The organism is Allobosea sp. NPDC055332, assembly GCF_053645455.1.
Map to the genome: position 1 here is coordinate 502,350 of NZ_JBSHMO010000003.1, position 21,010 is coordinate 523,359.

Consider the following 21,010-nt stretch of genomic DNA (forward strand, 5'->3'; position numbering starts at 1 on the left):
TGCCAGGATGCCTGATTCAGCCGACGCGGACAGGGCGCAGCAGGAAGGCAGGCACGTGGTCGCCGAGGCCCTTGACCTGCGGGCCATCGTCGAGGTCGTCACGGCGCGGCGAGCGGCCCCGGTTGCCGCCACGCGGGGCGCCGTTGCCGGAGGCCTCTTCGCGGCGCGGCGAGCGCGGAGCATCATTGCCGCGCACAGCTTCGGGCTCGGCCCGCTCGGGCCGGCTCTCGCTCCGCTCGGGCCGGCTTTCCGTCCGCGCCGGCTTGCCATCGCGGCCACGCCGGGGACGTCCGCCTTCGCGCCGTTCCTCGCCGCGGCGGCCACCACGGCGCTCCTCGCGCGGTTCTGCCGCCGGCAGGCTCTCAAGGCCCGGCCCGGCCCATTCGATGCTCTGGCCGGTCAGCTTCTCGATCGCGGCGACGAGCTTGTCGTCGTGCCGGGTGACGATGGTGAAGGACGCACCTTCACGACCGGCGCGGCCCGTGCGGCCGATGCGGTGGACATAGTCCTCAGCATGGGTCGGCACGTCGAAATTGAAGACGTGGCTAACGGCCGGAATGTCGAGCCCGCGCGCCGCGACATCACTGGCGACCAGGATCGGGTTCTCGCCGGTACGGAAGGAGTCGAGCGCCGCCATGCGGGCGTACTGATCCATGTCGCCATGCAGGGCCACGGCCGGAAAGCCATGCTTCTGCAGGGATTTGTGCAGCGTTGCTACATCGCGCTTGCGGTTGCAGAACACGATCGCGTTCTGCAGGTCCTTGGCATCCTTGATCAGCCGGCGCAGCGTGTCGCGCTTCTCGTAATCCTGGTTATGCGAGGCGACCAGGCGCTGGGTGATCGTCGCGGCGGCGGTCGCCGGCCTGGCGACCTCGATGCGCACCGGATTATGCAGGAACTGCTCGCTGATCCGGGTGATCTCCGGCGGCATCGTCGCCGTGAAGAACAGCGTCTGGCGCGTGAACGGCACCAGCTTGCAGACACGCTCGATGTCCGGGATGAAGCCCATGTCGAGCATGCGGTCGGCTTCGTCGATGACGAGCAGTTCGACGCCGGTGAGCAGGAGCTTGCCGCGCTCGACATGGTCGAGCAGGCGGCCGGGCGTCGCGATCAGCACATCGACGCCGCGGGTAATCTTGGCATCCTGGTCGCCGAAGGAGACGCCGCCGATCAGCAGCGCCACCGAAAGCTTTTGGTTGACGCCGTAGCGAACGAAATTCTCCTCGACCTGGGCGGCGAGTTCCCGCGTCGGCTCGAGGATCAGCGTGCGTGGCATCCGGGCACGGGCGCGGCCGGTTTCCAGGATCGTCAGCATCGGCAGGGTGAAGGCAGCGGTCTTGCCGGTGCCAGTCTGGGCGATGCCGAGCACGTCCTTGCGGGCGAGTACGTGCGGGATGGCCTGGGCCTGGATAGGGGTGGGCGTCGTATAGCCGGCGGTCGAGACCGCGGTGAGAACTTTATCGCTCAGGCCGAGTTCGGCAAAAGACATCGAGGGTTGCGCTTCTCAAGGGTCGGTGACACGTGGCGGGATGACCGTTCAACCGCGACGGTGGCGCGACTTTGCTTGCCTGCGCGCCTTCGGACGCCCGTGGAATGCAGAAAAAACAGGGCAAAGTCAACATTCTAGGGCCTGTTCCGATCAGCTTGCATCTCAGACTGATCGATAAAGCTGGTATCCATCCGAAAGAGGAGACCGATTCATCGATCAGAATGATCGAACCTGATCGAGTTCGGCTCCAGCGAGGTTGCTCAAGAATGCTTGCGACTCAGACCGGGATTCCGGAGCCGCTCGTCCTGATCCCCGCGGTGAACAGCACGCCGGCACTCTATGCCCCGCAATGGCCGGCCTTGGCGTCGGGCCGGCAGATTCTCGTCGCCGACAACACCGTCGACGCCACGATTGCCGGCATGGTCGAGCGGTTGCTGGCAGCGGCACCGGAGCGCTTTGCGCTCTGTGGATTGTCGATGGGCGGCTATATCGCCTTCGAAACGATGCGGCGCGCGCCCGAGCGTGTGACGCGGCTGGCTCTGCTCAATACCACTGCCAAGCCGCCGACCTCTGAGACCAACGCATCGCGTGAGCAGATGATCGCGCTGGCCGAGAAGGGCGCCTTCGACAATGTCGTGACCGTGCTCTGGCAAAAGCTGGTCGCACCCGGCCGGCTTGTTGACGAGGCATTGCGGCTCGAAGTGAAAGCAATGGCGGAGGCCGTGGGGGCAGCCGGCTTCATCCGTCAGCAGCGTGCGATCATGGGCCGGTCCGATGCGCGGCCTGTCCTCGGTACGATCTCGGTTCCAGCGCTGGTCGTCGTCGGCGCAGAGGACGCGATCACCTCGCCGGACGAAGCGCGCGAGATCGCCGCCGGCATCGGGGCGAAGGCGCGTTATCTGGAAATACCGGGCTGCGGCCATCTCTCGACGCTGGAGGCGCCAGGGCTGGTGACGTCGGCGCTGCTCGACTGGCTCGCTTGAGCCTCAGCGCGGGGCCACGCAAGGGTCGAGCCTGGTCTCAGCGGCCCGTTTGACGATCGAGCCGGTGGTCACGGGATCGAATGATTGGCCCTTGGCCGCGGCTTGGGCGGCCTGGCGCATTGCGTCGCGGTCGAGCTGGGCCGTATGGCTCGAGACGAAGTTGGCGGCGATGACGGAAAGGAAGGCGATCGCCGCGCCGGCCTTGGCGACATCGGCGACCATAGTGCCACGCTGATTGCGCAGGAAGGCGATGACGAGACGCATCGCTGCTCTCCAAGTGTCAAGAAGAGGCGCCAGGCGCCGGTGAGGAAACTCTGCGCCGGCTGCTGTAAAAACTTGGTTAGCGGTTTGTCTCCGCTGCCGGGACAATCTTTCAGGCGTGCCCTTCGAGCCTGGCCCGGTGTTCACGGAACAGCTTGCGCAGCGCTTCGAGCGTGGCCAGCACGGCTTGTCGCTGTCGGCTGCTCTCATGCGAGACCAGGAAGATCTCGTCGGCGGTTGCCTCAGGCGGCTCCTCCAGCCGGATCAGCCCCGCATCGGCATCCGCCAGGAAGCAGGGCGCCATCGAGACCGCGCCGGACGAGCGGATGCTCTCATAGCGCGCGGCGGAATCGCCGACGCGGGCGGCGATCGGCCGTCCGGCCGCCCAGGCGAGGATGTGCTGCTCGATCCGCGAAGAGACATCCCGGCTCACCGAGATCACCGGCGCGGTCGCCGGATCGACGTCGCGCCGGACATAGAAGGCCTGGGCGAGCTTGCCGACCTTCTGGCCGAAATAGCCGGCATCTGCCGGCGGCTTGCGCATGCGGATCGCGATCTCTGCCTCGCCGCGGGCCAGGTCGAGCCGCTCGCGCGTGCTGATGATGACGATCTCGATGCCACCCGCAGCAGCCGAGAGGCGGGCGGCGTGCTGGGTCAGGAACAGGCTGATCGAGGTCGTCGCCGTGATGCGGACGGGAGCGTCGTCGCGGGCGCGGGCGGCGTTCGCCCGCGTCTTAAAGCGCGCGACCGCTTCGGCCGCCGCTGCCGCATCCTCGGCGAGCGAGAGGCCGATCTCAGTCGGGATCAACCGGTTGGCCCCGCGCTTGAACAGCGGCAGGCCGAGCCGCGCCTCGAAGGCTTTCAGGCGCCGCGCGACCGTCGTCTCGCTCAGTCCGAGCGCAGACGCTGCCAGAGCGAGGCCGCCCGCGGCGGCGATGGCGTGGAAGATCTCGAGATCGGCCCAGAGAGAGGTCTGGGCCGAGGCCAGGGTATCGCGTCGAGGTGGAGAGGCAGGAGGCTCGCCCATGCGCTCAGGGGCCAGAGAGGAGCCGGCGGGCTGCGGCGCGGGGCGGGATCATGGTCGGTGTCGTGCGGATCGGTCGGCATGCGCGCAAGATGAGCGCATGCATGCTTTGAGACAGCCCGGCAGAGCTGCAGGGGAGCCCCGCACGCAAGCCGCCGGAACAGGATCTCACAGGTCGATCAACTCACCGGCGAAGGCGGCCCGCTCCTGGATGAAGAGGAAGCGTGCCTCGGGCTTGTTGCCCATCAGCCGCTCGACCGTGTCGGAGGTCTCTTCCTTCGCCTCGTGGTCGACCATGACCTTGAGCAAGGAGCGCTTGCTCGGGTCCATCGTGGTCTCCTTGAGCTCGGCCGGCATCATCTCGCCCAAGCCCTTGAACCGGCCGATCTCCGGCTTCTTGCCCTTGAAGACGGTCTCGATCAGCTCGTCCTTATGGGCATCGTCACGGGCGTAGACGGACTTGGTGCCATGACGCAGCCGATAGAGCGGCGGCACGGACAGATAGAGATGCCCCTTCTCGATCAGGCGCGGCATCTGGCGCCAGAAGAACGTGACCAGGAGCGAGGCGATATGGGCGCCGTCGACGTCGGCGTCGGTCATCACGATGACCTTCTCGTAACGCAGGTCGTCTTCACGGAACTGAGTACCGATGCCGCAGCCCAGCGCCAGGATCAGGTCGGCGAGCTGCTGGTTGGCGTTGAGCTTTTCGCGCGTCGCATTGGCGACGTTGAGGATCTTGCCGCGCAGGGGCAGGATCGCCTGGTTAGCGCGATTGCGCGCCTGCTTGGCCGAGCCGCCGGCGGAATCGCCCTCGACGATGAACAGCTCGGAGCCTGCCGCGCCGGCATTGCTGCAATCGGCGAGCTTGCCGGGCAGCCTCAGCTTGCGCGTCGCGGTCTTGCGCGAGACTTCCTTCTCGAGGCGGCGGCGCTGGCGTTCCTCGGCCCGGTCGACCGACCAGTCGAGCAGCTTCAGCGCCTGCTGCGGCGAGGCGGCGAGCCAATGGTCGAAAGCGTCGCGTATCGCGTTCTCGACGATGCGTGCCGCCTCCAACGTCGCCAGCTTGTCCTTGGTCTGGCCCTGGAATTCCGGTTCGCGGATGAAGACCGAGAGCATGGCGGCGCAGGTCGCCATGACGTCGTCGGCAGTGACCTGCGCCATGCGCTTTGACTGGCCGATGCGCTCGGCATGATCGCGCAGGCCGCGCAGCAGGGCGATGCGCAGGCCGGATTCATGCGTGCCGCCTTCGGGCGTTGGAATGGTGTTGCAATAGGAGGAGGAGAAGCCGTCCTCACCGGTCGCGAGCCAGGCCACTGCCCATTCGAGCGAGCCGTGGCCGCCTTCCTTGGTGATCTTGCCTGAGAAGATCGGCTCGGCAACGAGGTCCTTGCCCTCGATCTCGCGGGCGAGATAGTCGCGCAATCCCCCGGGAAACTTGAACACCGCCTCGGCCGCGACATCGCCTTCCGGCTGCAAGCGCGAGGGCGCGCAGCGCCAGCGGATCTCGACGCCGCCGAACAGATAGGCCTTGGAGCGGGCCATGCGGAACAGCCGCGCCGGGACGAAATGCGCGCCTTCGCCGAAGATCTGCGCGTCGGGATGGAAGCGCACGCGGGTGCCGCGCCGGTTCGGCGCCCGGCCGACGGTCTCCAGCGGCCCCAGCGGGATGCCGCGCGAGAAGCTCTGGCGGTAGAGCATCTGGCCGCGCGCGACCTCGACCTCGACCAGGTCGGAAAGTGCGTTGACGACGGAGACGCCGACGCCGTGCAGGCCGCCCGAGGTCTCGTAGACCTTGGAGTCGAACTTTCCGCCGGCGTGCAGGATCGTCATGATCACTTCGAGCGCCGACTTGTCCGGGAACTTCGGATGCGGGTCGATCGGCATGCCGCGGCCATTGTCGGTAACGGCGAGCGAGCCGTCGGCGAAGAGCTCGACATCGATGAAGCTGGCGTGGCCGGCGACGGCCTCGTCCATGGCGTTGTCGATCACCTCGGCGAAAAGGTGATGCAGCGCCCGCTCGTCGGTGCCGCCGATATACATGCCCGGCCGGCGCCGCACCGGCTCCAGCCCTTCGAGGACCTCGATCGCGGAGGCGTCGTAGCCTGCCTCGGACGGCGTGCCACTGCGGGGAGCCGGGGCAGGGCGTGCGGCCGGCTTCGGCGCAGGGGCGGGCGCAGGCGCTTCCGCGCGCGCATCCTTGCCGCCGTCTTCGCCGAAGAGATCGTCCGTCATCGTCACCGCGCTCGCTGATTCGCTTGGCCTGCAGGATATCGTATCGGCCCGGCGGCCGCTTGCCGGAGCCCCTATAACCCGCCGCTTCTCCGCAATAAACCGATCGGACCGCCGCCGAAAGTCAGGATGAGCGAGGCCGTCGCCGAAGTGTCATCCCGGGATGGCACAGCCGCCTCGTGGAGCCGCGCTCGCCGCTCGCCGGTTCAGCAGCCGTTAACGGCCGGGGTCTCATCATCGACAGGCGAATCGGGACTGGTCCCGGCCGCGCATTCGGCTAAGCTGGCACCAAGGGGGAAGGTCACGTGGCGTCGCGTTCCGCAGTTCCCAAGATCCGTATCGCCGGCCTCGAGCGGGCCGCGCGCTTTGCTGGTGAATCCTTCGCCTATGAGGAACTCTCGGGCTTCGAGACGCGACACGACGTCGAAGCCGCTCAGCTGCGCCGGCTCTGGTGGGGCGCTGCGATCGTCGCACTGTTGGGCCTGGTGGTCGTCGCCCTGCGCTGAGCCGCGTCAGCGCTTCCTCAATCTTTGAGCGCTAGAAGAGCCTCGATGGGAGGCTCGGCATGCGCGTGGTGATCGTCGGCGATTGCGGCTCGATCGAGAAGGTTGGGGGGAAGGTCAAAAACACCCTTCAGCTGGGAAAGATCGTGCCGCGGCGGACAATCTGAGGCGGCGATGGCCAAGATCGCCGCACTGGGGTCCTATCTCTATCAGTCCGTCCTTGCCCTCGGCCTGCTCATTGCCGTTTCCAACCTGCTGCCGGCCTCTGACTACGCAGCCTATTCGCTGTTCATCTCCATCGCCCAGTTCGCGGACATTGCCTGCTTCCAGTGGATCCGCGCGGCCTGCAGCCGCTTCTATCCAGGGCCGGATGACCAGAGCGAACGGACCGAGCGCGGCGTCATCGTAGCCGAACTCGCGGGCAGTGCGGCCCTTTGCCTTCTTGTCACTCTCGTCGCGCCGCTCTTCGGAGTCTCGATCTGGCTCGGCTTGATTGCAGGCGTGGTGGCGATCCTGCAGGGGGTGGGAGAGCTGCATCTGACCATGCTGCGCTTCCGCCAGGAATTCCGGCTGTTCTCCTGGCTGCAGGGCGCGCGCGCCACGATCCTGGCGGCGGCCACGATCGCCGGCGCCGTGATCCATGCCGATTTCGGCCACGTCCTCGCGGGGATCCTCGCTGGCAACCTGATCTATTGTGCCCTGGCCTGGGCGCGAGCGCGCCATATCCTGCCTGTCTTCGCATGTTGGCGTGCCGACATCGTGAGGCGGAACCTCGTCTATGGCGGCGTCTCCGCGGCCGCCGGCGTCGCGAACCTGCTCACGCCGCTGGGCCTCAAGGCTATCCTGCTCAACGCCCTCGGCACGGCTGCCGCGGGGCCGATGCTGGCGCTCGACCTCCTGCAGCGTCCCTTCGTGATGATCGTGTCGTCTCTGCAGGCGATCCGCTATCCGGAACTGGTCGCGCTGTTCGACCGCAAGGGCGATGCCGAGGTGATCCGGACGGAACTCGGCCGCTATTATGCGATGCTGACTGGCTTCTCCCTGATCGGTGCTGCCGGCGTGGTCGCCCTGCTCGGCTTTGCGAGCTGGGCCGTCATCCCGGCCGGGTTGCAGGCCTCGTTCCTGCGGACAGCGCCATTCGTCCTGTTGCTGGCGCTGCTGCGGGCCCTCATCAGCACCTTGCTGCCGACACCGGCGCACCTGCAGCGACGCCTGACCGCCATCATCGGGCTGGCGACACTCGATTGCATCCTGACCTGCGCCGGCGCTCTGGCGGCGGTTGCGCTCTTTGCCGGCACCGATTTGGCGATCGCCGCAGGAGCGGCTGGCGGTGCCGCCGTCGCGATGGCGATCGGCGTGTTGATGCTGCGCGGGCAGCCTTTCGTCATGCCCTGGACGCCAGTGATGCTGTCCGGAGCCGCACTTCTGCTGTCCTGGCTGAGCGCCTCCTGGTTTGCGGGCGATCTCCTGCCGTCGACCGCCGCGGCGCTCGCTGCGACGATTGTTGTCGGCGGCTATCCCTTGTCCACCCTTGTCCGCTGGATCGCGCGTTGAGGCACCATGGCCGATAACTCCCCCATCGAATCCGCCGTCATCGTCGTCGGCATCGCCACGACGGGGCGTCGCGAGGTCCTGCGGGAAACGCTCTCGCAGCTCGAGCGGCAGGAGCGCCGCCCGGAGCGCATCCTGATCTGCCCCGTTGCCCCCGACGACGTCGACTGGGACCATGCGGCGAGCCTTGCGATTCCCGTAGAGCGCATCGATGGCCCACGAGGGTCGAGTGCGCAGCGCAACGCCATCCTCGATGCCGCAGGCGACGCCGATCTGATCCTGTTCCTGGACGATGACTATCTGCCGGCCGATCACTTCATCGCCGAAACCGAGCGGCTGTTCCGGCGCTATCCGGACATTATCGCCGCGACCGGCCATGTCCTGGCCGACGGAATACGCGGCTCGGGCATCGGCTTGCCCGAGGCGCTCGCCATTCTGGCGAACGACCAGCCGCCGGACGAGTCCGACCTGTTGCCGATCGAGAACGTCTATGGCTGCAACATGGCCTTCAGGATGACTGCGATCAGCGACATCGGGGCCCGCTTCGATGAGAACCTGCCGCTGTATGGCTGGCACGAGGATATCGATTTCTCCGGCCAGCTGGCTGGCAGGGGCCGGATCGTGCTCTCCACCGCGTTGCGCGGCGTGCACCGTGGCGTCAAGCGCGGCCGCACATCCGGCCTCCGCTTCGGCTACTCGCAGATCGCGAACACGATCTATGTCGCGCGCAAGGGCACCATGCGGTGGCCGCGGGCCCTGCGCTTTGCCATCGGGAATGCCGGGGCCAATCTTCTCGGCAGCCTCGGACCGCAAGGCATGGTCGATCGGCGCGGCCGGTTGAAAGGCAATCTGCTTGCCTTGTGGGATTGCGCTCGCGGCCGGATCGATCCGTTACGCATCCTGTCTCTGGACTGAGGGCTCAGCGCGCGTTCGGCTCTGCCATGTCCGCGACCACGGCCAGCAACGCGTCCGCGCTCTTCTCCCAGGAAAAACGCGCGACATTGGCGCTGCCTTTCGCGATCAGCTCCGTCCGCTTCTGCGGGCTGTCGACGATCTGCCGCATCGCCCGCATCAGGCTGTCCTGGTCGCGTGGATCGAAATAGAGCGCGGCCTCGCCGCAGGCCTCCCGAACCGGAGGAATGTCGGCTGCGAGCACGGGGCAGCTTTGGGTCATCGCTTCCAGCGGCGGAATGCCGAAGCCTTCATAGAGACTGGGGAAGACGAATGCCCCGGCGCGCTGCTCCAGCGCCGCGATCTCGGCATCCGACAGGCGTCCCGGAAAGAGCAGATTATCTGCCGCGCCGATGGTCGTGGTTCTGAACACGCCGGGTTCGATGCTTCCGACGATGACCAGGCTCCAATCGCGCAATCCGAGCGCGGTGAAGGCATCGACGGCGAAGGCGATGTTCTTGTTCGGCTTGAGGGTGCCGACTAGAAGGAAAAAATTCTTACTATGTAGATCTAGCCGGTCCAGCACCGAATTGTCCGGCTCGAGCGCGGCGAAATGGTCCGGTGCATTGTGGATCACGGCTATTGCGTTGCGCGGGATCCGAAAGACCTTGCTCAGCTCCTCCCGAGAGAAGTGCGAAACGGTGCCGATCCGAGCCGTACGGGCCAGCGTGAAGCCAAGGAGCGCATGGGTTGCGCGATAACTGCGTGTGAAGGCTTCCGGATGGCGGAAGATCGTGACGTCGTGAATGATCACCAGCTGGCGACGATGGAAGAGGGGGCCACTACCGCCGAAGCCGACGAGAATGTCGTTGCGGGTTTCGCGGGCGAGCGTGGTTTGCTCCCAGAAATGCCCGGATGATCGGCCGATCTGGATGGAAGCGATGTTCCGGAGCGGCAGGTCGGCTGTCACGCCTTCCGGCATGAGGATGCGCCAACGCGCATCCTGAAGTGCCGACGGCAGCGAGCCCTGTCCGATGCGCCTGTCGAGCGCAGCCGTGAGTTCGCGCGCGAAGCGCTGAACTCCGGTCAGCGGTTGGCCGAGAAAGCGACCATTGATCGAAATGACCTTCAAGGGAGCGGGGCCTCGCTGCGGACGTTTGGCGCGCGAGCATGGCCAAAAAGGCTGAAGGTCACGTTACGCGAGACTCTTCCGCGTCACGCGCGACGTCATTCGCGGGGTTGACAGTTTAGGAATAATTGCCTAGTTTGTTCACGTTATGTTTCGATCCTCTTGAGGAGATTCATATGCCCTCATTCGCATTGTTCGATGATACCGTTGTGGCCCGAACCGCTGCGGCCAGCGCAGGCTGGACAGCGTTCACGGATTTGCAGACCGTCTTCGACTACGCCCGCAACCAGGGGCGACCGTTGTTCTTCCAGCCTGGCGTCTACGACTCCGGCACGACCACCGTTCTGCCGAGCAATGGCGGCGGCAAGCCGCTCTACGCCCGGGCAGTCCCCGGATCGGTGGTGCTGCGCTTCAACGGCGTGAACACTTTCCTTCGAATCGAAGGGCAGACCTATGTCCAGTTTGAAGGCATCACCTTCGATGGCCAAGGCCGCGCCCTGACCGACTATGTCTTCCAGCGTCCGGCCTTCATCGCCGTATCCAACAATGCGAACGGCGTCAGCTTCGAGAATTGCCGCGTCGTGAATTCGCCGGGCATCGGCGCCTACGTCGCCGGCGGAGCCGAGGCGGTCTTCCGGTCCTCGACCTTCGAGCATCATTCCGTTGGCATCTGGAGCGAAGACGCCAAGATCAGCGTCCTGTCGAGCACGATTTCCAGCATGTCGAACAATGGTATCGCTGTTTGGCGGAGTACGATTACCGGCGATAGCTCGACGATATCCGGCAACCTGATCAATGGCATCGAGACGCTTGCCGGCGGAACCGGTCAGAACGGGAATGGCGTCAGCGTCTTCCGGGCGATCGGCGTCACCGTTACCGACAACAAGATCTTCAACACCAAGTACTCTGCCGTCCGCTGCAATGGCGGCGGGCTCTTCAACATCTCGAACAACAATATCTTCAACACACGCGAAGTCGCGATCTTCATCGAAGCGCCTGGACCCGGCATCGACCTGACTGGCTGCATCGTCTCGAACAACAGCTTGGACACCGTCGGCAACGGCATCAATGTCGCCAACTCCGGCCAGTTCAGTGACGGCGTCTCGCGCAGCGTGGTCATCGAGGGCAACCGGATCTCCAACGCACAGGACAATCCGATTCCTGATCCCGGTTACTTCCCGCCTTCCACCGTCGGCAACGGCATCGTCGTGGAGCAGGATTGCGTCGTATCCGGCAACCTCATCGAAGGCGCTGCGCGGGTCGGCATCCAGGCGGGCATTAACACCGCGGCACATGGGCTGGTCGTCACTGGTAACCTGGTCCGCAACGCGCCGATCGGCATCGGCGTCTCGAACGAGGCCGTGTCAAATGGTGGCCGCTCAATCGTCGTCTCCGGCAATATCGTCAACGGCGCCAGCCTGGGCGGCATCGTGCCCACCGTCTTCACCGGCACGACGATGAACCGTGTCGGCACGGTCGAGTACGGCAACAGCCTCGCCACGACCGCCGGCAGCGTCACCTTCGGCCACAACCGCTATCTCTAGCCGCTTGTTGCGCGGCGCTGCTCGCGCCTGCCACTTCGACAAAAAAACCGGGGCGTCGCCGCCCCGGTTCGCAAGGTGGACTGCGGATCGCCGCAGTCGGGAGGAAATCCTGGTCTGAGCTTTAAGGCTCAGTAGGAATAGTACATCGTGAACTCGACCGGATGCGGCGTCATCTCGAAGCGCGCGACGTCCTGCATCTTGAGCTCGATATAGCTCTCGATGAAGTCGTCGGTGAAGACGCCGCCGGCCTTGAGGAAGGCGTTGTCCTTCTTGAGCGCGTCGAGCGCCTCGCGCAGCGAGCCGCAGACGGTCGGGATCTTCTTCAGCTCGCGCGGCGGCAGATCGTAGAGATCCTTGTCCATCGCCGGGCCCGGATCGATCTTGTTGAGGATGCCGTCAAGACCGGCCATCGTCAGCGCGGCGAAGGCGAGATAGGGGTTCGCCATCGGATCGGGGAAGCGGACCTCGACGCGCTTGGCCTTCGGCGAGGTCGTCCACGGAATACGGCACGAGGCCGAGCGGTTGCGCGCCGAATAGGCGAGCAGCACCGGGGCCTCATAGCCCGGGACCAGGCGCTTGTAGGAGTTGGTCGACGGGTTGGTGAAGGCGTTCAGCGCCTTGGCGTGCTTGATCACGCCCCCGATGAACCACAGGCACTCCTGCGACAGGTCGGCGTACTTGTTGCCGGCGAAGAGCGGCTTGCCACCCTTCCAGATCGACAGGTGGACGTGCATGCCCGAGCCGTTGTCGCCATAGACGGGCTTGGGCATGAACGTCGCGGTCTTGCCGTAGCTCTGCGCGACGTTGTGAATCGCGTACTTATAGACCTGCATGGTGTCGGCCATGTGGGTCAGCGTGTCGAACTTCAAGCCGAGCTCATGCTGGGCCGAGGCGACCTCGTGGTGGTGCTTCTCGACCTTGGCGCCCATCGCCGCCATGGCCGCGAGCATCTCGCCGCGCATGTCCTGCGCCGAATCCTGCGGCGGAACCGGGAAGTAACCGCCCTTGATCGCGATGCGGTGGCCGAGATTGCCGCCCTCGTATTCGGTCTGGCCGTTGATCGGCAGCTCGACGCTGTCCAGCTTGAAGCCGGTGTTGTACGGATCGGCCGAGAACTTGACGTCGTCGAAGACGAAGAATTCGGCTTCGGGGCCGACATAAACGGTGTCGCCGATGCCGGTCGACTTCAGATACGCCTCGGCCTTCTTGGCCATGCCGCGCGGGTCGCGGCTATAGGGCTCGCCGGTGGCCGGCTCGAGCACGTCGCAGTTGATGACCATGGTCGAGGCCGAGAAGAACGGGTCGATGCAGGCCGTCGTCGGGTCGGGCATCAGCAGCATGTCGGACTCGTTGATCGCCTTCCAGCCGGCGATCGAGGAGCCGTCGAACATCGTGCCTTCGGCGAAGATCTCTTCATCGATCATCGAGACGTCGAAGGTGACGTGCTGCCACTTGCCGCGCGGATCGGTGAAGCGGAAGTCGACGTATTTGACGTCATTGTCCTTGATCGCCTTCAGGACCTCTTTGGCGTTCTTCATCTCACGACTTCCTTTGTCGACTGCTAGGGTCTCACAACAGACACGGCTTGCGGAGCTTCAAATCCGCCAGCACGCGCATTCCTTGGGTGTCGGGAAAATTCCTCAGATCGCGTCTGCGCCGGACTCGCCGGTGCGGATGCGGATCGCCCCCTCCACGCTCGATACAAAAATCTTGCCATCGCCGATGCGGCCGGTCTGGGCGGCCTTCTTGATCGCCTCGATCGCGCGCTCGACCATGTCGTCGGCCAGCACGATCTCGATCTTCACCTTCGGCAGGAAGTCGACCACGTATTCGGCGCCGCGATAGAGCTCGGTATGGCCCTTCTGGCGGCCGAAACCCTTCGCCTCGAGCACCGTGATGCCCTGGAGGCCGACCTCCTGCAGCGCCTCCTTCACCTCGTCGAGCTTGAAGGGCTTGATGATCGCTTCGATCTTCTTCATGCGCCGATCGACCTCCTTGGCGTGAGCTTGCGCCACTGTACGCAGCCTTCTTCCGTTCTGACCATCTCGGCCTGCCCGGATCAATCTCGGCGCGTCCAGCAAAACCTCGCCTGTTCTGCTCATAGCATCGGCGCAGGCGGGCCGCCATGATGGTGCAGGGGGCAAACCGCCTGTTGAAGAGGCGGAAAACCGTCTAAAATTTATGCAAATGCCTATATCGCGTGCAGGTGGCGGTATCACCCGCTTCCTTGCCTGATTGCCCGGGCTGGCGGACAATCTCCGATCGATGACCGCTGCTGATCCCTCGACCCTCGCCGTGCTCACCGTTGCCGAGATGGCGGCGGCGGATGCGGCCGCCATCGCTGCCGGCACGCCGGGCATTGTCCTGATGGAAAAGGCGGGCAGGGCGGTGGCCGACGCGGTGACGCGGCGGGTCAGGCCGGGCCAGCGCATTCTCGTGCTGTGCGGTCCCGGCAACAATGGCGGCGACGGTTTCGTCGCAGCCCGCCTGCTGGCGGAACGCGGCTGCCGCGTGACGCTCGCGCTTGCCGGGGAGCGAGCGGCCCTGAAGGGGGACGCCGCATTGGCGGCAGAGTCCTGGACTGGCCCGGTCGCGACCGTCGACGCGGTAGAGCCTGCCCGGCATGATCTCGTCGTCGACGCCTTGTTCGGCGCCGGCCTCAGCCGGCCCATCGCGGGCGAACTCGCGGCTTTGCTCGACCGGGTCAATGCCGCCGGCCAGCCGGTGGTGGCGGTCGACGTGCCCAGTGGCGTCAATGGCGATACCGGCCTGGCCCAAGGCCCGGCTGTCCGCGCAGACGAGACGGTGACCTTCTTCCGGCTGAAGCCCGGCCATCTGCTCCATCCCGGTCGGGCGCTTTGCGGCATCGTCACCCTCGCCGATATCGGCATCCGGCCCGAGATCGCCTTCATGCCAGGCGGGAGCACCCCGGCGGCATGTCGCAATGCTCCGGCCCTCTGGCGCGCTCATCTGCCGGATCACGCCGCCGGGGTTCACAAATACAGCCGAGGCGCGGTCGCCGTCGCCGCGGGCGGCCTCTCGGGCGTCGGGGCGCCACGGCTCGGCGCGCGAGCGGCGCTGCGTATCGGCGCGGGCCTCGCAACGATCATCTGCCGGCCCGAAGCGCTCATGGCGCATGCGGGGCGCGGCCCCGATGCCTTGATGCAAATGGCGGCCGCCGATACCGCAGCCTTCGAAGCGGCGCTGTCGCAGCGAAAGGTCAACGCCCTGCTGATCGGGCCGGCGCTCGGTCTCGATGTCGAGGCGCGATCATGGGTGGCGAGCGCGCTGCGAGGAACCTGGCCCTGCGTCTTCGACGCCGATGCACTCACACATATCGGCGCGCATCGGCCGACCTTCGCAGCCTTGCTGCACCGGCGCGCCGGTGCAGCTGTGTTGACGCCGCATGAGGGCGAATTCAAACGTTTGTTCGGCGACCTTGCCGGGCTTGAACCCGAGCGTGGCAAGCTCCAGAGGGCGCGGCATGCAGCCCGGCTGACCGGAGCAGTCGTCTTGCTCAAGGGGCCGGACACGGTCATCGCCGCTCCGGATGGACGTGCAGCGATCAATGATACCGGCTCGCCCGCACTGGCTACCGCCGGTTCCGGCGACGTTCTCGGCGGGATCATCGCAGGTTTGATGGCGCAGAAGGTGCCGGCCTTCGAGGCGGCCTGCGCCGCTGTCTGGCTGCACGGGCGGGCCGGAGAGCGGCTCGGTCTGGGTCTCATCGCCGACGATCTGCCGGAGGCACTGCCGCCGCTGCTTGCGAATCTCGACGACTGAGCCGCCAGAAAAAAGGCCCGCCCCGAAGGGGCGAGCCTGTGATGATCAATCAGAGGGATATCAGCGGGCGGCGTAGGTCACGGCCGGGGCTGACGTCAGCTGCTCCTTGGTCATCGTGATCTTGCCATGGTCCGGATACATCTCCGGGCCCTTCTTGGCCGCCGGCGGGGCGTTCATCGCAGTGCTGCCACCAGCGCTGCTGCCGCCAGCTCCGGTACCGCCCGACGGGGCAGGGGCCGGCGTGACCATCGGCTCCTCGCTCCACTGCACCTGTTCGAACGGGATCGCGACATCCTTCGCGCCGATGCCGAGGAAGCCGCCGACGCCGACGGTGACCAGCTCGATCTTGCCGGTCTTGTCGAACACAACCTCGGTGACGTCTCCGACCTTCTTGTTGTCGGGGCCGTAGATGTCGACGCCCATCAGCTTCGAAGCCCGCCACTTGCCCTGGCCTGCGAGATTGTTCTCGGGAGCCTTGGCGGTCTCAGCCGCGGGGGAGCGGGCTGCCGGCGCGCTCGTCGACGGCGAGGTCGGCTGCGGGCTCGGCGGCTGGTTCGAGGGCGAACTGGTCTGCGCAACGGCAGCAGCGGCAAGCATGACGCCGCCGATAGCCGTCAATGCAACGTGACGCTTGTACATCGGTGTCCTCCTGTCGTCTCCGCATCTGCGGAATGACCAATCAACGCAGAACCGGCGGTTTGGTTCGCGCTAGGGTAGTCATGCATCTGGCGTTTGACGGCGGCGGAATCGTCTGCGGGGCGCCAGCTTAGCGCTTCGGTAAGGGCTGTGCGCTTTGCTGGCAGCTGGCCATTATCGCTCGGAGCCTGACAGGATGAGCAGGAATCTTTCGCTTCTCGGCCTTGTCGCGCTCGGCATGACCGCGGTGACGGCGCCCGCCGCGGCCTTCTGGGAGCGCTCGCAATGGCGCGTCTGCTCGGAAGGGACGACGGCAGCCGAATACCAGCGCTGGCGCTGCTGGGAGCTCGACGGCTATGCGGGGGCGATCGCGCCCGGCTATGGCGGCGCCGGCCCGGAGGCACCGCTTTTGCCGCAGAGGCGCCCGCTGCCGCGCCGCGGCGGAGCCGTCAGCCGCCTGGGCTGAAGCCGGCGGGCCTGTGCGCGCTCGCTTCACCGAGATGCTGCTCTCGCAGTCGTGGCGCGTCGTGGCCGCGCGGGCTCTGCGCTCCCTTGCCGCCTCTACCGCTGCTTCGAACGCAGCCTGATCGACTGCCGTCAGCAGGTTCCGCTCGGTATTCATGTCCCGAGCGCGAACACCGCGGCCTTCCTGATGCACCGCACAGGTCGCAGCACTCGATTCTATTGCGCGGTAACAGGACTCGTTTCGACCGGCGCGAGAGATTGCCTACTATTGGAGCCGCGACTGAGGCACGGCAGGAAGCTTTGCTGCAATTTCTACTGACTAAGTTGTGCGGCGATCATTGCGCTTTCGTATCGTGCCATTCGCGCACACCAAACGTCTCCCGGAGAACGGACACCACTATTGAACGCCGCTGGAGATGCGCGGCTCACCTAAGCATTCTGCCGTAGAGCGCGCGGCGTTTCTCCGAATGCCGCCTTGAAGTCCCGCGAGAGGTGGGCGCTGTCGGAAAAGCCCGCGCCCATGGCGATGTCGGTGAGTGAGCTTTTGCTGTTCAGAATCAGCCACCGCGCATATTCGAGCCGGAGCTTGCGCTGGAAGGCTGCCGGGCTTTGGCCGAGGGAGGCGCCGAACAGGCGCTCGAGCTGCCGTGGGCTGACCCCGACATAGCGCGCGACAGCGGCGATCGGCGGGGGATTGTCGAGCCGCTGTTCGATGAACTGCGCCGCCTGCTGTACCCTGACGTCGAGGTTCCGGCTGAGCTGGGCATAGAAATGCGGCTGCGGCATCTCGGCCGGGCGCATGTCCTGCAGCATCATGTGCCGCATCGCCTGCTGGGCCTTGTCGCGGCCGCAATGGCGCGCGACAAGATAGAGGCCGAGATCGATCGCCGCGGTCGAACCGGCGCAGGTGATCAGGTCGCCCTCGTCGATGAAGAGCCGCTCGACACCGGCCGAGACCTTGGGAAAGCGCTCCTTGAAGGCGTCGAGCACGTTCCAGTGCACGCAGACCCGGCGCGGGCCGGCAAGACCTGCCCGGGCGATGGCGAAGGTCCCGGTGCAGATGCCGAGCAAACGCACGCCTGATGCCGCAGCCCGGCGCAGATAGCCGAGCAGGCTCTCGGGGAGCGCATCGTTGAGATAGTCGTTGCCGCCACAGACGGCGATGTAGTCGAAGCCGGCGGGGTCGAGCAGGCCCGCATTCGGCGTGACCGAGACGCCGCAGCTCGAACGCCGTGGCTCGCCGTCGAGGCTCATCACCGTCCAGCTCGCATGCAGCTGGCGGCTGCGCCCGCCATGATCCGCCGCCAGCCGCAGCACATCGATCAGGCCGGAGAAGGCAGCGAGCGTGAACTGGTCGAGCAGCAGGAAGCCGATCCGCAGCCGCGAAACGGGCGTTGGCGCGGGCTGTGGCCGGTCGCTGGCGGGTTGATGGAGCTGCACGGTGCTCATGTCGTGATTATTCAAATTTTGGGCCGGCGCATTCTAGTGCCTTTTGCCCCCTGCGCGCCAACATGTCCTACAGAAGCGCAAAGACGCTCGGCAGAGGAGAACGACGATGACCCGACCCATCCGGCTGGCCGCGGCCATGCTCGCCACCACCTTGCTCACCGCCCCGGCGCTGGCGCAGCAGCCTTCATCGATCACCGTCGCCTGGTATGGCGGCAACTGGGGCGATGCCTTCAAGGCCTGCGTCGCCGAGCCCTTCACCAAGGCGACCGGCATCGCCGTCAACGCCGAAATCGGCACCTCGACCGTCACGCTTGCCAAGCTGCAGCAGCAGAAGGCGGCTCCGACCATCGACGTCGCCTGGATGGATGGCGGCATCAGCGAGCTCGCCCTTGCCGCCGAGGTGACCGACAATCTCGACCCGGCGGCGATCCCCAACCTCGCCAACACCCTGCCGGAAGCGGTCTACAAGAGCGGCGCCACCACCTATGCGGTCGGCACCGGCTATTACTCGCTCGGGCTCGCCTACAACACCCAGAAGGTCAAGGCCGCGCCGACCTCCTGGAACGATCTCTGGAAGCCAGAGTTCGAGGACGCCGTCACCATCCCCTCGCCGGCAAATTCCTCCGGCGTGCCTTTCGTGATGTTCCTGTCGAAGATCTGGGGCTATCCGGCCGGCGATCTTTCCCCGACCTTCAAGAAGATCAAGGAGCTCAAGGCCGCTTTGTTCTTCGATTCCTCGGGCGCCGCCACCAACGCCTATCAGAGCGGCGAGGCGATCATCGGCGCGCATTTCAACGTCGGCGCCTGGGATCTCGCCGACAAGGGCCTGCCGATCGGCTTCGTCGTGCCCAAGGAAGGCGCCTGGGCGACCGATGCCCGCCTGCATCTGGTCAAGGGCACCTCGAAGAAGGAGGCCGCAGTCAAGTTCATCAACCAGGCTCTGACGCCGGAAGCCTCCGGCTGCCTCGCCGAGAAGCTCTATCTCGGGCCCTCCGTGAAGAACGTCACGGTCAAGCCCGAGACCGCCCGCAAGCTGCCCTGGGGCGAGACCGGCTCGGTCAAGAACCTGCAATTGTTCGACTGGGCTGAGATCAACGGCCTGCGCTCGCGCGTCGTCGACGAGTGGAACCGCCAGATCGCCCGCAAGTGAGCGCACGGCAACGAGCATCGCGAGCCGCAGCATGAGCGCCCCCATCCTTGCCATCGAAGGCCTGTCCAAGCATTTCGGCGGACAGGCGGCGCTGACGGCGATCGATCTCGCCGTTGAGCAGGGCGAGTTCATCGCCCTGCTGGGGCCGTCGGGCTGCGGCAAGACCACGCTGCTGCGCTGCATCGCCGGCTTCCTGACGCCCGAAGCCGGCGCGATCCGGCTGGCGGGCGAGGATGTGACGCGTTTGCCGCCCTATCGGCGCCCGCTCAACACCGTGTTCCAGAACTACGCGCTCTTCCCGCATATGAGCGTCGCCGACAATGTCGCCTATGGGCCGCGCCGACAGGGCGTCGCCAAGGACGAGGCGGGCAAGCGCGCGGCCGAGGCGCTGGAGCTGGTCGGTCTCGCTGGCTTCGGCGAACGCCTGCTGGCCCAGCTGTCCGGTGGGCAGCAGCAACGCGTCGCACTGGCGCGCGCCATCGTCAACCGCCCGCAATTGCTGCTGCTCGACGAACCCCTGAGCGCGCTCGATCTGAAGCTGCGCAAGAAAGTTCAGAGCGAACTCAAGCAGATCCAGCATCGCCTCGGTATCGCCTTCCTGTTCGTGACGCACGACCAGGAGGAGGCGATGAGCATGGCCGACCGGATCGTGCTGATGAACCGCGGCCGCATCGAGCAGATCGGCCGTGGCCAGGACATCTATGCCCGCCCAGTGACCCGCTTCGCCGCCGACTTCATCGGCGACGCCAACCTGCTCGCGGTCAACCGGTGTGGCGATGGCAGCGTCTCGCTGCTCGATGGCGCGATCACCCTCCCGGCTGCCGATGCGCCCCAAGGCAATCTCACCGGCGTGTTGCGACCCGAGGACATCCTCGTCACGACCGAGCCCGTCGCCGAGCGCCTCGCTCTGCCGGCCGTCGTCTCCGAGATCGTCCATGTCGGCAGCCATGCCTCGGTCGCGCTGACCGTCGGCGGCGCCATCCTGACCGCCCGGCTCGCCCCGTCCGCCCTGGCCGGTCTGAGCGCCGGCCAGCCCGTCTTCGCCAATATCCGCCTCGCCGATCTGCGTCTCGTGCCGGGGGATGCGTGATGAGCGGAGCGCTGCGCCCGGTCCTGCTGCTCTGCGTCCTGCCGGCGGCCTTCTTCGTCGCCTTCTTCCTGGCGCCGATGGCGGTCGTCCTGATCGCGAGCCTGACGACGCCGGCGGGCCAGCTGACCTTTGCGCATTACGTCCGCATCCTCGCCGATGCCTATCACTGGGACGTGCTCTGGGTGACCTTCCGGATCGGGGCGCTGACCACGCTGGTCTGCGTGCTGATCGGCTATCCGCTTGCCTGGTATCTCGTCCGCATCGTGCAATGGCGGCCCTGGCGGCGGTTCTGTGTGATCCTGCTGGTGGTGCCGTTGTTCACCAGCAATATCGTCCGCTCCTTCGGCTGGATGGTGCTGCTCGGCCGCAACGGCCTCGTCAATGACGGGCTGATCGGGCTTGGCCTGATCGAGCGGCCGATGCGCTTCCTCGGCACCGAGCTCGGCATCCTGATCGGCCTCGTCTACATCCTGCTTCCCTTCATCGTGCTCGCCGTCGGCAATGCGCTCGCCAAGGTCGATCCGGCGCTGGAGCACGCTTCCGCCGATCTTGGCGCAACGCCGGCCGGCACCTTCCGCACCATCATCTTCCCGCTCAGCCTGCCCGGCCTGATGGCTGGCGCCGTCATGGTTTTCATGCTGGCCGTCAGCGCCTATGTCACGCCGGCATTGCTCAGTGGCGGGCGGATCACCGTCTTCTCGATGCTGATCTTCCAGCAATACAGCTCGGTCTTCGACTTCAACTATGGCGGTGCGCTCAGCATCACCATGCTGGTGCTGACGCTGGCGCTCGTCGCCATCGCCGGGCGCCTCAGTGAGCCGAGGAGGGCCTGA

The 21,010-nt window shown here is 66.1% G+C and carries 19 protein-coding genes; 10 read left to right on the plus strand and 9 right to left on the minus strand.

Annotated elements, in window-relative coordinates; all coding sequences use genetic code 11:
• Positions 1-16: 16 nt before the first annotated feature.
• Positions 17-1,489 (minus strand): DEAD/DEAH box helicase, encoded by a 1,473-nt coding sequence (locus tag ACWIGM_RS18715; RefSeq protein WP_454027459.1) that lies wholly within the window; start codon positions 1,487-1,489, stop codon positions 17-19.
• 104 nt (positions 1,490-1,593) lie between these two features.
• On the opposite strand from ACWIGM_RS18715, the gene ACWIGM_RS18720 reads away from it, so the two are divergent.
• Positions 1,594-2,472 (plus strand): alpha/beta fold hydrolase, encoded by an 879-nt coding sequence (locus ACWIGM_RS18720; RefSeq protein ID WP_454027460.1) that lies wholly within the window; start codon positions 1,594-1,596, stop codon positions 2,470-2,472.
• 3 nt (positions 2,473-2,475) lie between these two features.
• Here the strand turns inward: ACWIGM_RS18720 and ACWIGM_RS18725 are convergent, their stop codons facing one another.
• The 3 genes from ACWIGM_RS18725 to parE form a co-directional block, all read right to left on the minus strand.
• Positions 2,476-2,736 (minus strand): hypothetical protein, encoded by a 261-nt coding sequence (locus ACWIGM_RS18725; RefSeq protein ID WP_454027461.1) that lies wholly within the window; start codon positions 2,734-2,736, stop codon positions 2,476-2,478.
• A 109-nt stretch (positions 2,737-2,845) separates the two neighbouring features.
• Positions 2,846-3,760: a LysR family transcriptional regulator gene (locus ACWIGM_RS18730; RefSeq protein WP_454027462.1), complete on the minus strand. Its 915-nt coding sequence runs from the start codon at positions 3,758-3,760 to the stop codon at positions 2,846-2,848.
• A 165-nt stretch (positions 3,761-3,925) separates the two neighbouring features.
• On the minus strand, positions 3,926-5,989 hold the full coding sequence (parE, locus tag ACWIGM_RS18735) for a DNA topoisomerase IV subunit B (RefSeq protein WP_454027463.1): 2,064 nt from the start codon (positions 5,987-5,989) through the stop codon (positions 3,926-3,928).
• A 302-nt stretch (positions 5,990-6,291) separates the two neighbouring features.
• On the opposite strand from parE, the gene ACWIGM_RS18740 reads away from it, so the two are divergent.
• The 3 genes from ACWIGM_RS18740 to ACWIGM_RS18750 all read left to right on the plus strand — a co-directional run bounded on the left by ACWIGM_RS18740 (position 6,292) and on the right by ACWIGM_RS18750 (position 8,955).
• Positions 6,292-6,492: a hypothetical protein gene (locus ACWIGM_RS18740; protein ID WP_454027464.1), complete on the plus strand. Its 201-nt coding sequence runs from the start codon at positions 6,292-6,294 to the stop codon at positions 6,490-6,492.
• A 171-nt stretch (positions 6,493-6,663) separates the two neighbouring features.
• The gene (locus tag ACWIGM_RS18745) at positions 6,664-8,043 is read left to right on the plus strand and encodes a hypothetical protein (RefSeq protein ID WP_454027465.1); all 1,380 of its coding nucleotides are present in this window, start codon (positions 6,664-6,666) and stop codon (positions 8,041-8,043) included.
• Positions 8,044-8,049: 6 nt separating this feature from the next.
• Positions 8,050-8,955 (plus strand): glycosyltransferase family 2 protein, encoded by a 906-nt coding sequence (locus ACWIGM_RS18750; RefSeq protein WP_454027466.1) that lies wholly within the window; start codon positions 8,050-8,052, stop codon positions 8,953-8,955.
• 4 nt (positions 8,956-8,959) lie between these two features.
• Here the strand turns inward: ACWIGM_RS18750 and ACWIGM_RS18755 are convergent, their stop codons facing one another.
• Positions 8,960-10,063: a glycosyltransferase family 4 protein gene (locus tag ACWIGM_RS18755; RefSeq protein ID WP_454027467.1), complete on the minus strand. Its 1,104-nt coding sequence runs from the start codon at positions 10,061-10,063 to the stop codon at positions 8,960-8,962.
• A gap of 173 nt (positions 10,064-10,236) precedes the next feature.
• Between ACWIGM_RS18755 and ACWIGM_RS18760 the strand changes: the two genes are divergently transcribed.
• Positions 10,237-11,604, plus strand: a complete 1,368-nt coding sequence (locus tag ACWIGM_RS18760) for a TIGR03808 family TAT-translocated repetitive protein (protein WP_454027468.1) — start codon at positions 10,237-10,239, stop codon at positions 11,602-11,604.
• 128 nt (positions 11,605-11,732) lie between these two features.
• Here ACWIGM_RS18760 and glnA read toward each other — a convergent pair whose 3' ends face one another.
• Together glnA and ACWIGM_RS18770 are read right to left on the minus strand one after the other, a co-directional pair.
• A complete protein-coding gene (glnA, locus tag ACWIGM_RS18765) occupies positions 11,733-13,142 on the minus strand; it encodes a type I glutamate--ammonia ligase (RefSeq protein ID WP_454027469.1) in 1,410 nt (469 codons plus the stop codon).
• 102 nt (positions 13,143-13,244) lie between these two features.
• Positions 13,245-13,583: a P-II family nitrogen regulator gene (locus tag ACWIGM_RS18770; protein WP_057192756.1), complete on the minus strand. Its 339-nt coding sequence runs from the start codon at positions 13,581-13,583 to the stop codon at positions 13,245-13,247.
• 286 nt (positions 13,584-13,869) lie between these two features.
• On the opposite strand from ACWIGM_RS18770, the gene ACWIGM_RS18775 reads away from it, so the two are divergent.
• On the plus strand, positions 13,870-15,387 hold the full coding sequence (locus ACWIGM_RS18775; protein WP_454027470.1) for an NAD(P)H-hydrate dehydratase: 1,518 nt from the start codon (positions 13,870-13,872) through the stop codon (positions 15,385-15,387).
• Positions 15,388-15,447: 60 nt separating this feature from the next.
• Here the strand turns inward: ACWIGM_RS18775 and ACWIGM_RS18780 are convergent, their stop codons facing one another.
• Positions 15,448-16,026: a PRC-barrel domain-containing protein gene (locus tag ACWIGM_RS18780; protein WP_454027471.1), complete on the minus strand. Its 579-nt coding sequence runs from the start codon at positions 16,024-16,026 to the stop codon at positions 15,448-15,450.
• 193 nt (positions 16,027-16,219) lie between these two features.
• Between ACWIGM_RS18780 and ACWIGM_RS18785 the strand changes: the two genes are divergently transcribed.
• Positions 16,220-16,489 (plus strand): hypothetical protein, encoded by a 270-nt coding sequence (locus tag ACWIGM_RS18785; protein ID WP_454027472.1) that lies wholly within the window; start codon positions 16,220-16,222, stop codon positions 16,487-16,489.
• 428 nt (positions 16,490-16,917) lie between these two features.
• Here the strand turns inward: ACWIGM_RS18785 and ACWIGM_RS18790 are convergent, their stop codons facing one another.
• Positions 16,918-17,937, minus strand: a complete 1,020-nt coding sequence (locus ACWIGM_RS18790; RefSeq protein WP_454027473.1) for a GlxA family transcriptional regulator — start codon at positions 17,935-17,937, stop codon at positions 16,918-16,920.
• Positions 17,938-18,043: 106 nt separating this feature from the next.
• On the opposite strand from ACWIGM_RS18790, the gene ACWIGM_RS18795 reads away from it, so the two are divergent.
• From ACWIGM_RS18795 to ACWIGM_RS18805, 3 genes are read left to right on the plus strand one after another with little or no spacing between them, the layout of a single operon-like run.
• Entirely contained in the window at positions 18,044-19,087 is a 1,044-nt protein-coding gene (locus tag ACWIGM_RS18795) for an ABC transporter substrate-binding protein (protein WP_454027474.1), read from the plus strand.
• 31 nt (positions 19,088-19,118) lie between these two features.
• Positions 19,119-20,177, plus strand: coding sequence for an ABC transporter ATP-binding protein (locus ACWIGM_RS18800; RefSeq protein WP_454027475.1), 1,059 nt, complete (start codon positions 19,119-19,121; stop codon positions 20,175-20,177).
• Positions 20,177-21,010: an ABC transporter permease gene (locus tag ACWIGM_RS18805; protein ID WP_454027476.1), complete on the plus strand. Its 834-nt coding sequence runs from the start codon at positions 20,177-20,179 to the stop codon at positions 21,008-21,010. The genes ACWIGM_RS18800 and ACWIGM_RS18805 overlap by 1 nt, the downstream gene beginning before the upstream one ends.

Coding starts and splice junctions, on each gene's coding strand:
- ACWIGM_RS18720 (WP_454027460.1), top strand. CDS start 1,594: ATGCAGAAAAAACAGGGCAAAGTCAACATTCTAGGGCCTGTTCCGATC.
- ACWIGM_RS18775 (WP_454027470.1), top strand. CDS start 13,870: ATGACCGCTGCTGATCCCTCGACCCTCGCCGTGCTCACCGTTGCCGAG.
- ACWIGM_RS18745 (WP_454027465.1), top strand. CDS start 6,664: ATGGCCAAGATCGCCGCACTGGGGTCCTATCTCTATCAGTCCGTCCTT.
- ACWIGM_RS18800 (WP_454027475.1), top strand. CDS start 19,119: ATGAGCGCCCCCATCCTTGCCATCGAAGGCCTGTCCAAGCATTTCGGC.
- ACWIGM_RS18725 (WP_454027461.1), bottom strand. CDS start 2,736: ATGCGTCTCGTCATCGCCTTCCTGCGCAATCAGCGTGGCACTATGGTC.
- ACWIGM_RS18780 (WP_454027471.1), bottom strand. CDS start 16,026: ATGTACAAGCGTCACGTTGCATTGACGGCTATCGGCGGCGTCATGCTT.
- ACWIGM_RS18785 (WP_454027472.1), top strand. CDS start 16,220: ATGAGCAGGAATCTTTCGCTTCTCGGCCTTGTCGCGCTCGGCATGACC.
- ACWIGM_RS18750 (WP_454027466.1), top strand. CDS start 8,050: ATGGCCGATAACTCCCCCATCGAATCCGCCGTCATCGTCGTCGGCATC.
- ACWIGM_RS18770 (WP_057192756.1), bottom strand. CDS start 13,583: ATGAAGAAGATCGAAGCGATCATCAAGCCCTTCAAGCTCGACGAGGTG.
- parE (WP_454027463.1), bottom strand. CDS start 5,989: ATGACGGACGATCTCTTCGGCGAAGACGGCGGCAAGGATGCGCGCGCG.
- ACWIGM_RS18715 (WP_454027459.1), bottom strand. CDS start 1,489: ATGTCTTTTGCCGAACTCGGCCTGAGCGATAAAGTTCTCACCGCGGTC.
- ACWIGM_RS18730 (WP_454027462.1), bottom strand. CDS start 3,760: ATGGGCGAGCCTCCTGCCTCTCCACCTCGACGCGATACCCTGGCCTCG.
- ACWIGM_RS18790 (WP_454027473.1), bottom strand. CDS start 17,937: ATGAGCACCGTGCAGCTCCATCAACCCGCCAGCGACCGGCCACAGCCC.
- ACWIGM_RS18760 (WP_454027468.1), top strand. CDS start 10,237: ATGCCCTCATTCGCATTGTTCGATGATACCGTTGTGGCCCGAACCGCT.
- ACWIGM_RS18795 (WP_454027474.1), top strand. CDS start 18,044: ATGACCCGACCCATCCGGCTGGCCGCGGCCATGCTCGCCACCACCTTG.
- ACWIGM_RS18805 (WP_454027476.1), top strand. CDS start 20,177: ATGAGCGGAGCGCTGCGCCCGGTCCTGCTGCTCTGCGTCCTGCCGGCG.
- glnA (WP_454027469.1), bottom strand. CDS start 13,142: ATGAAGAACGCCAAAGAGGTCCTGAAGGCGATCAAGGACAATGACGTC.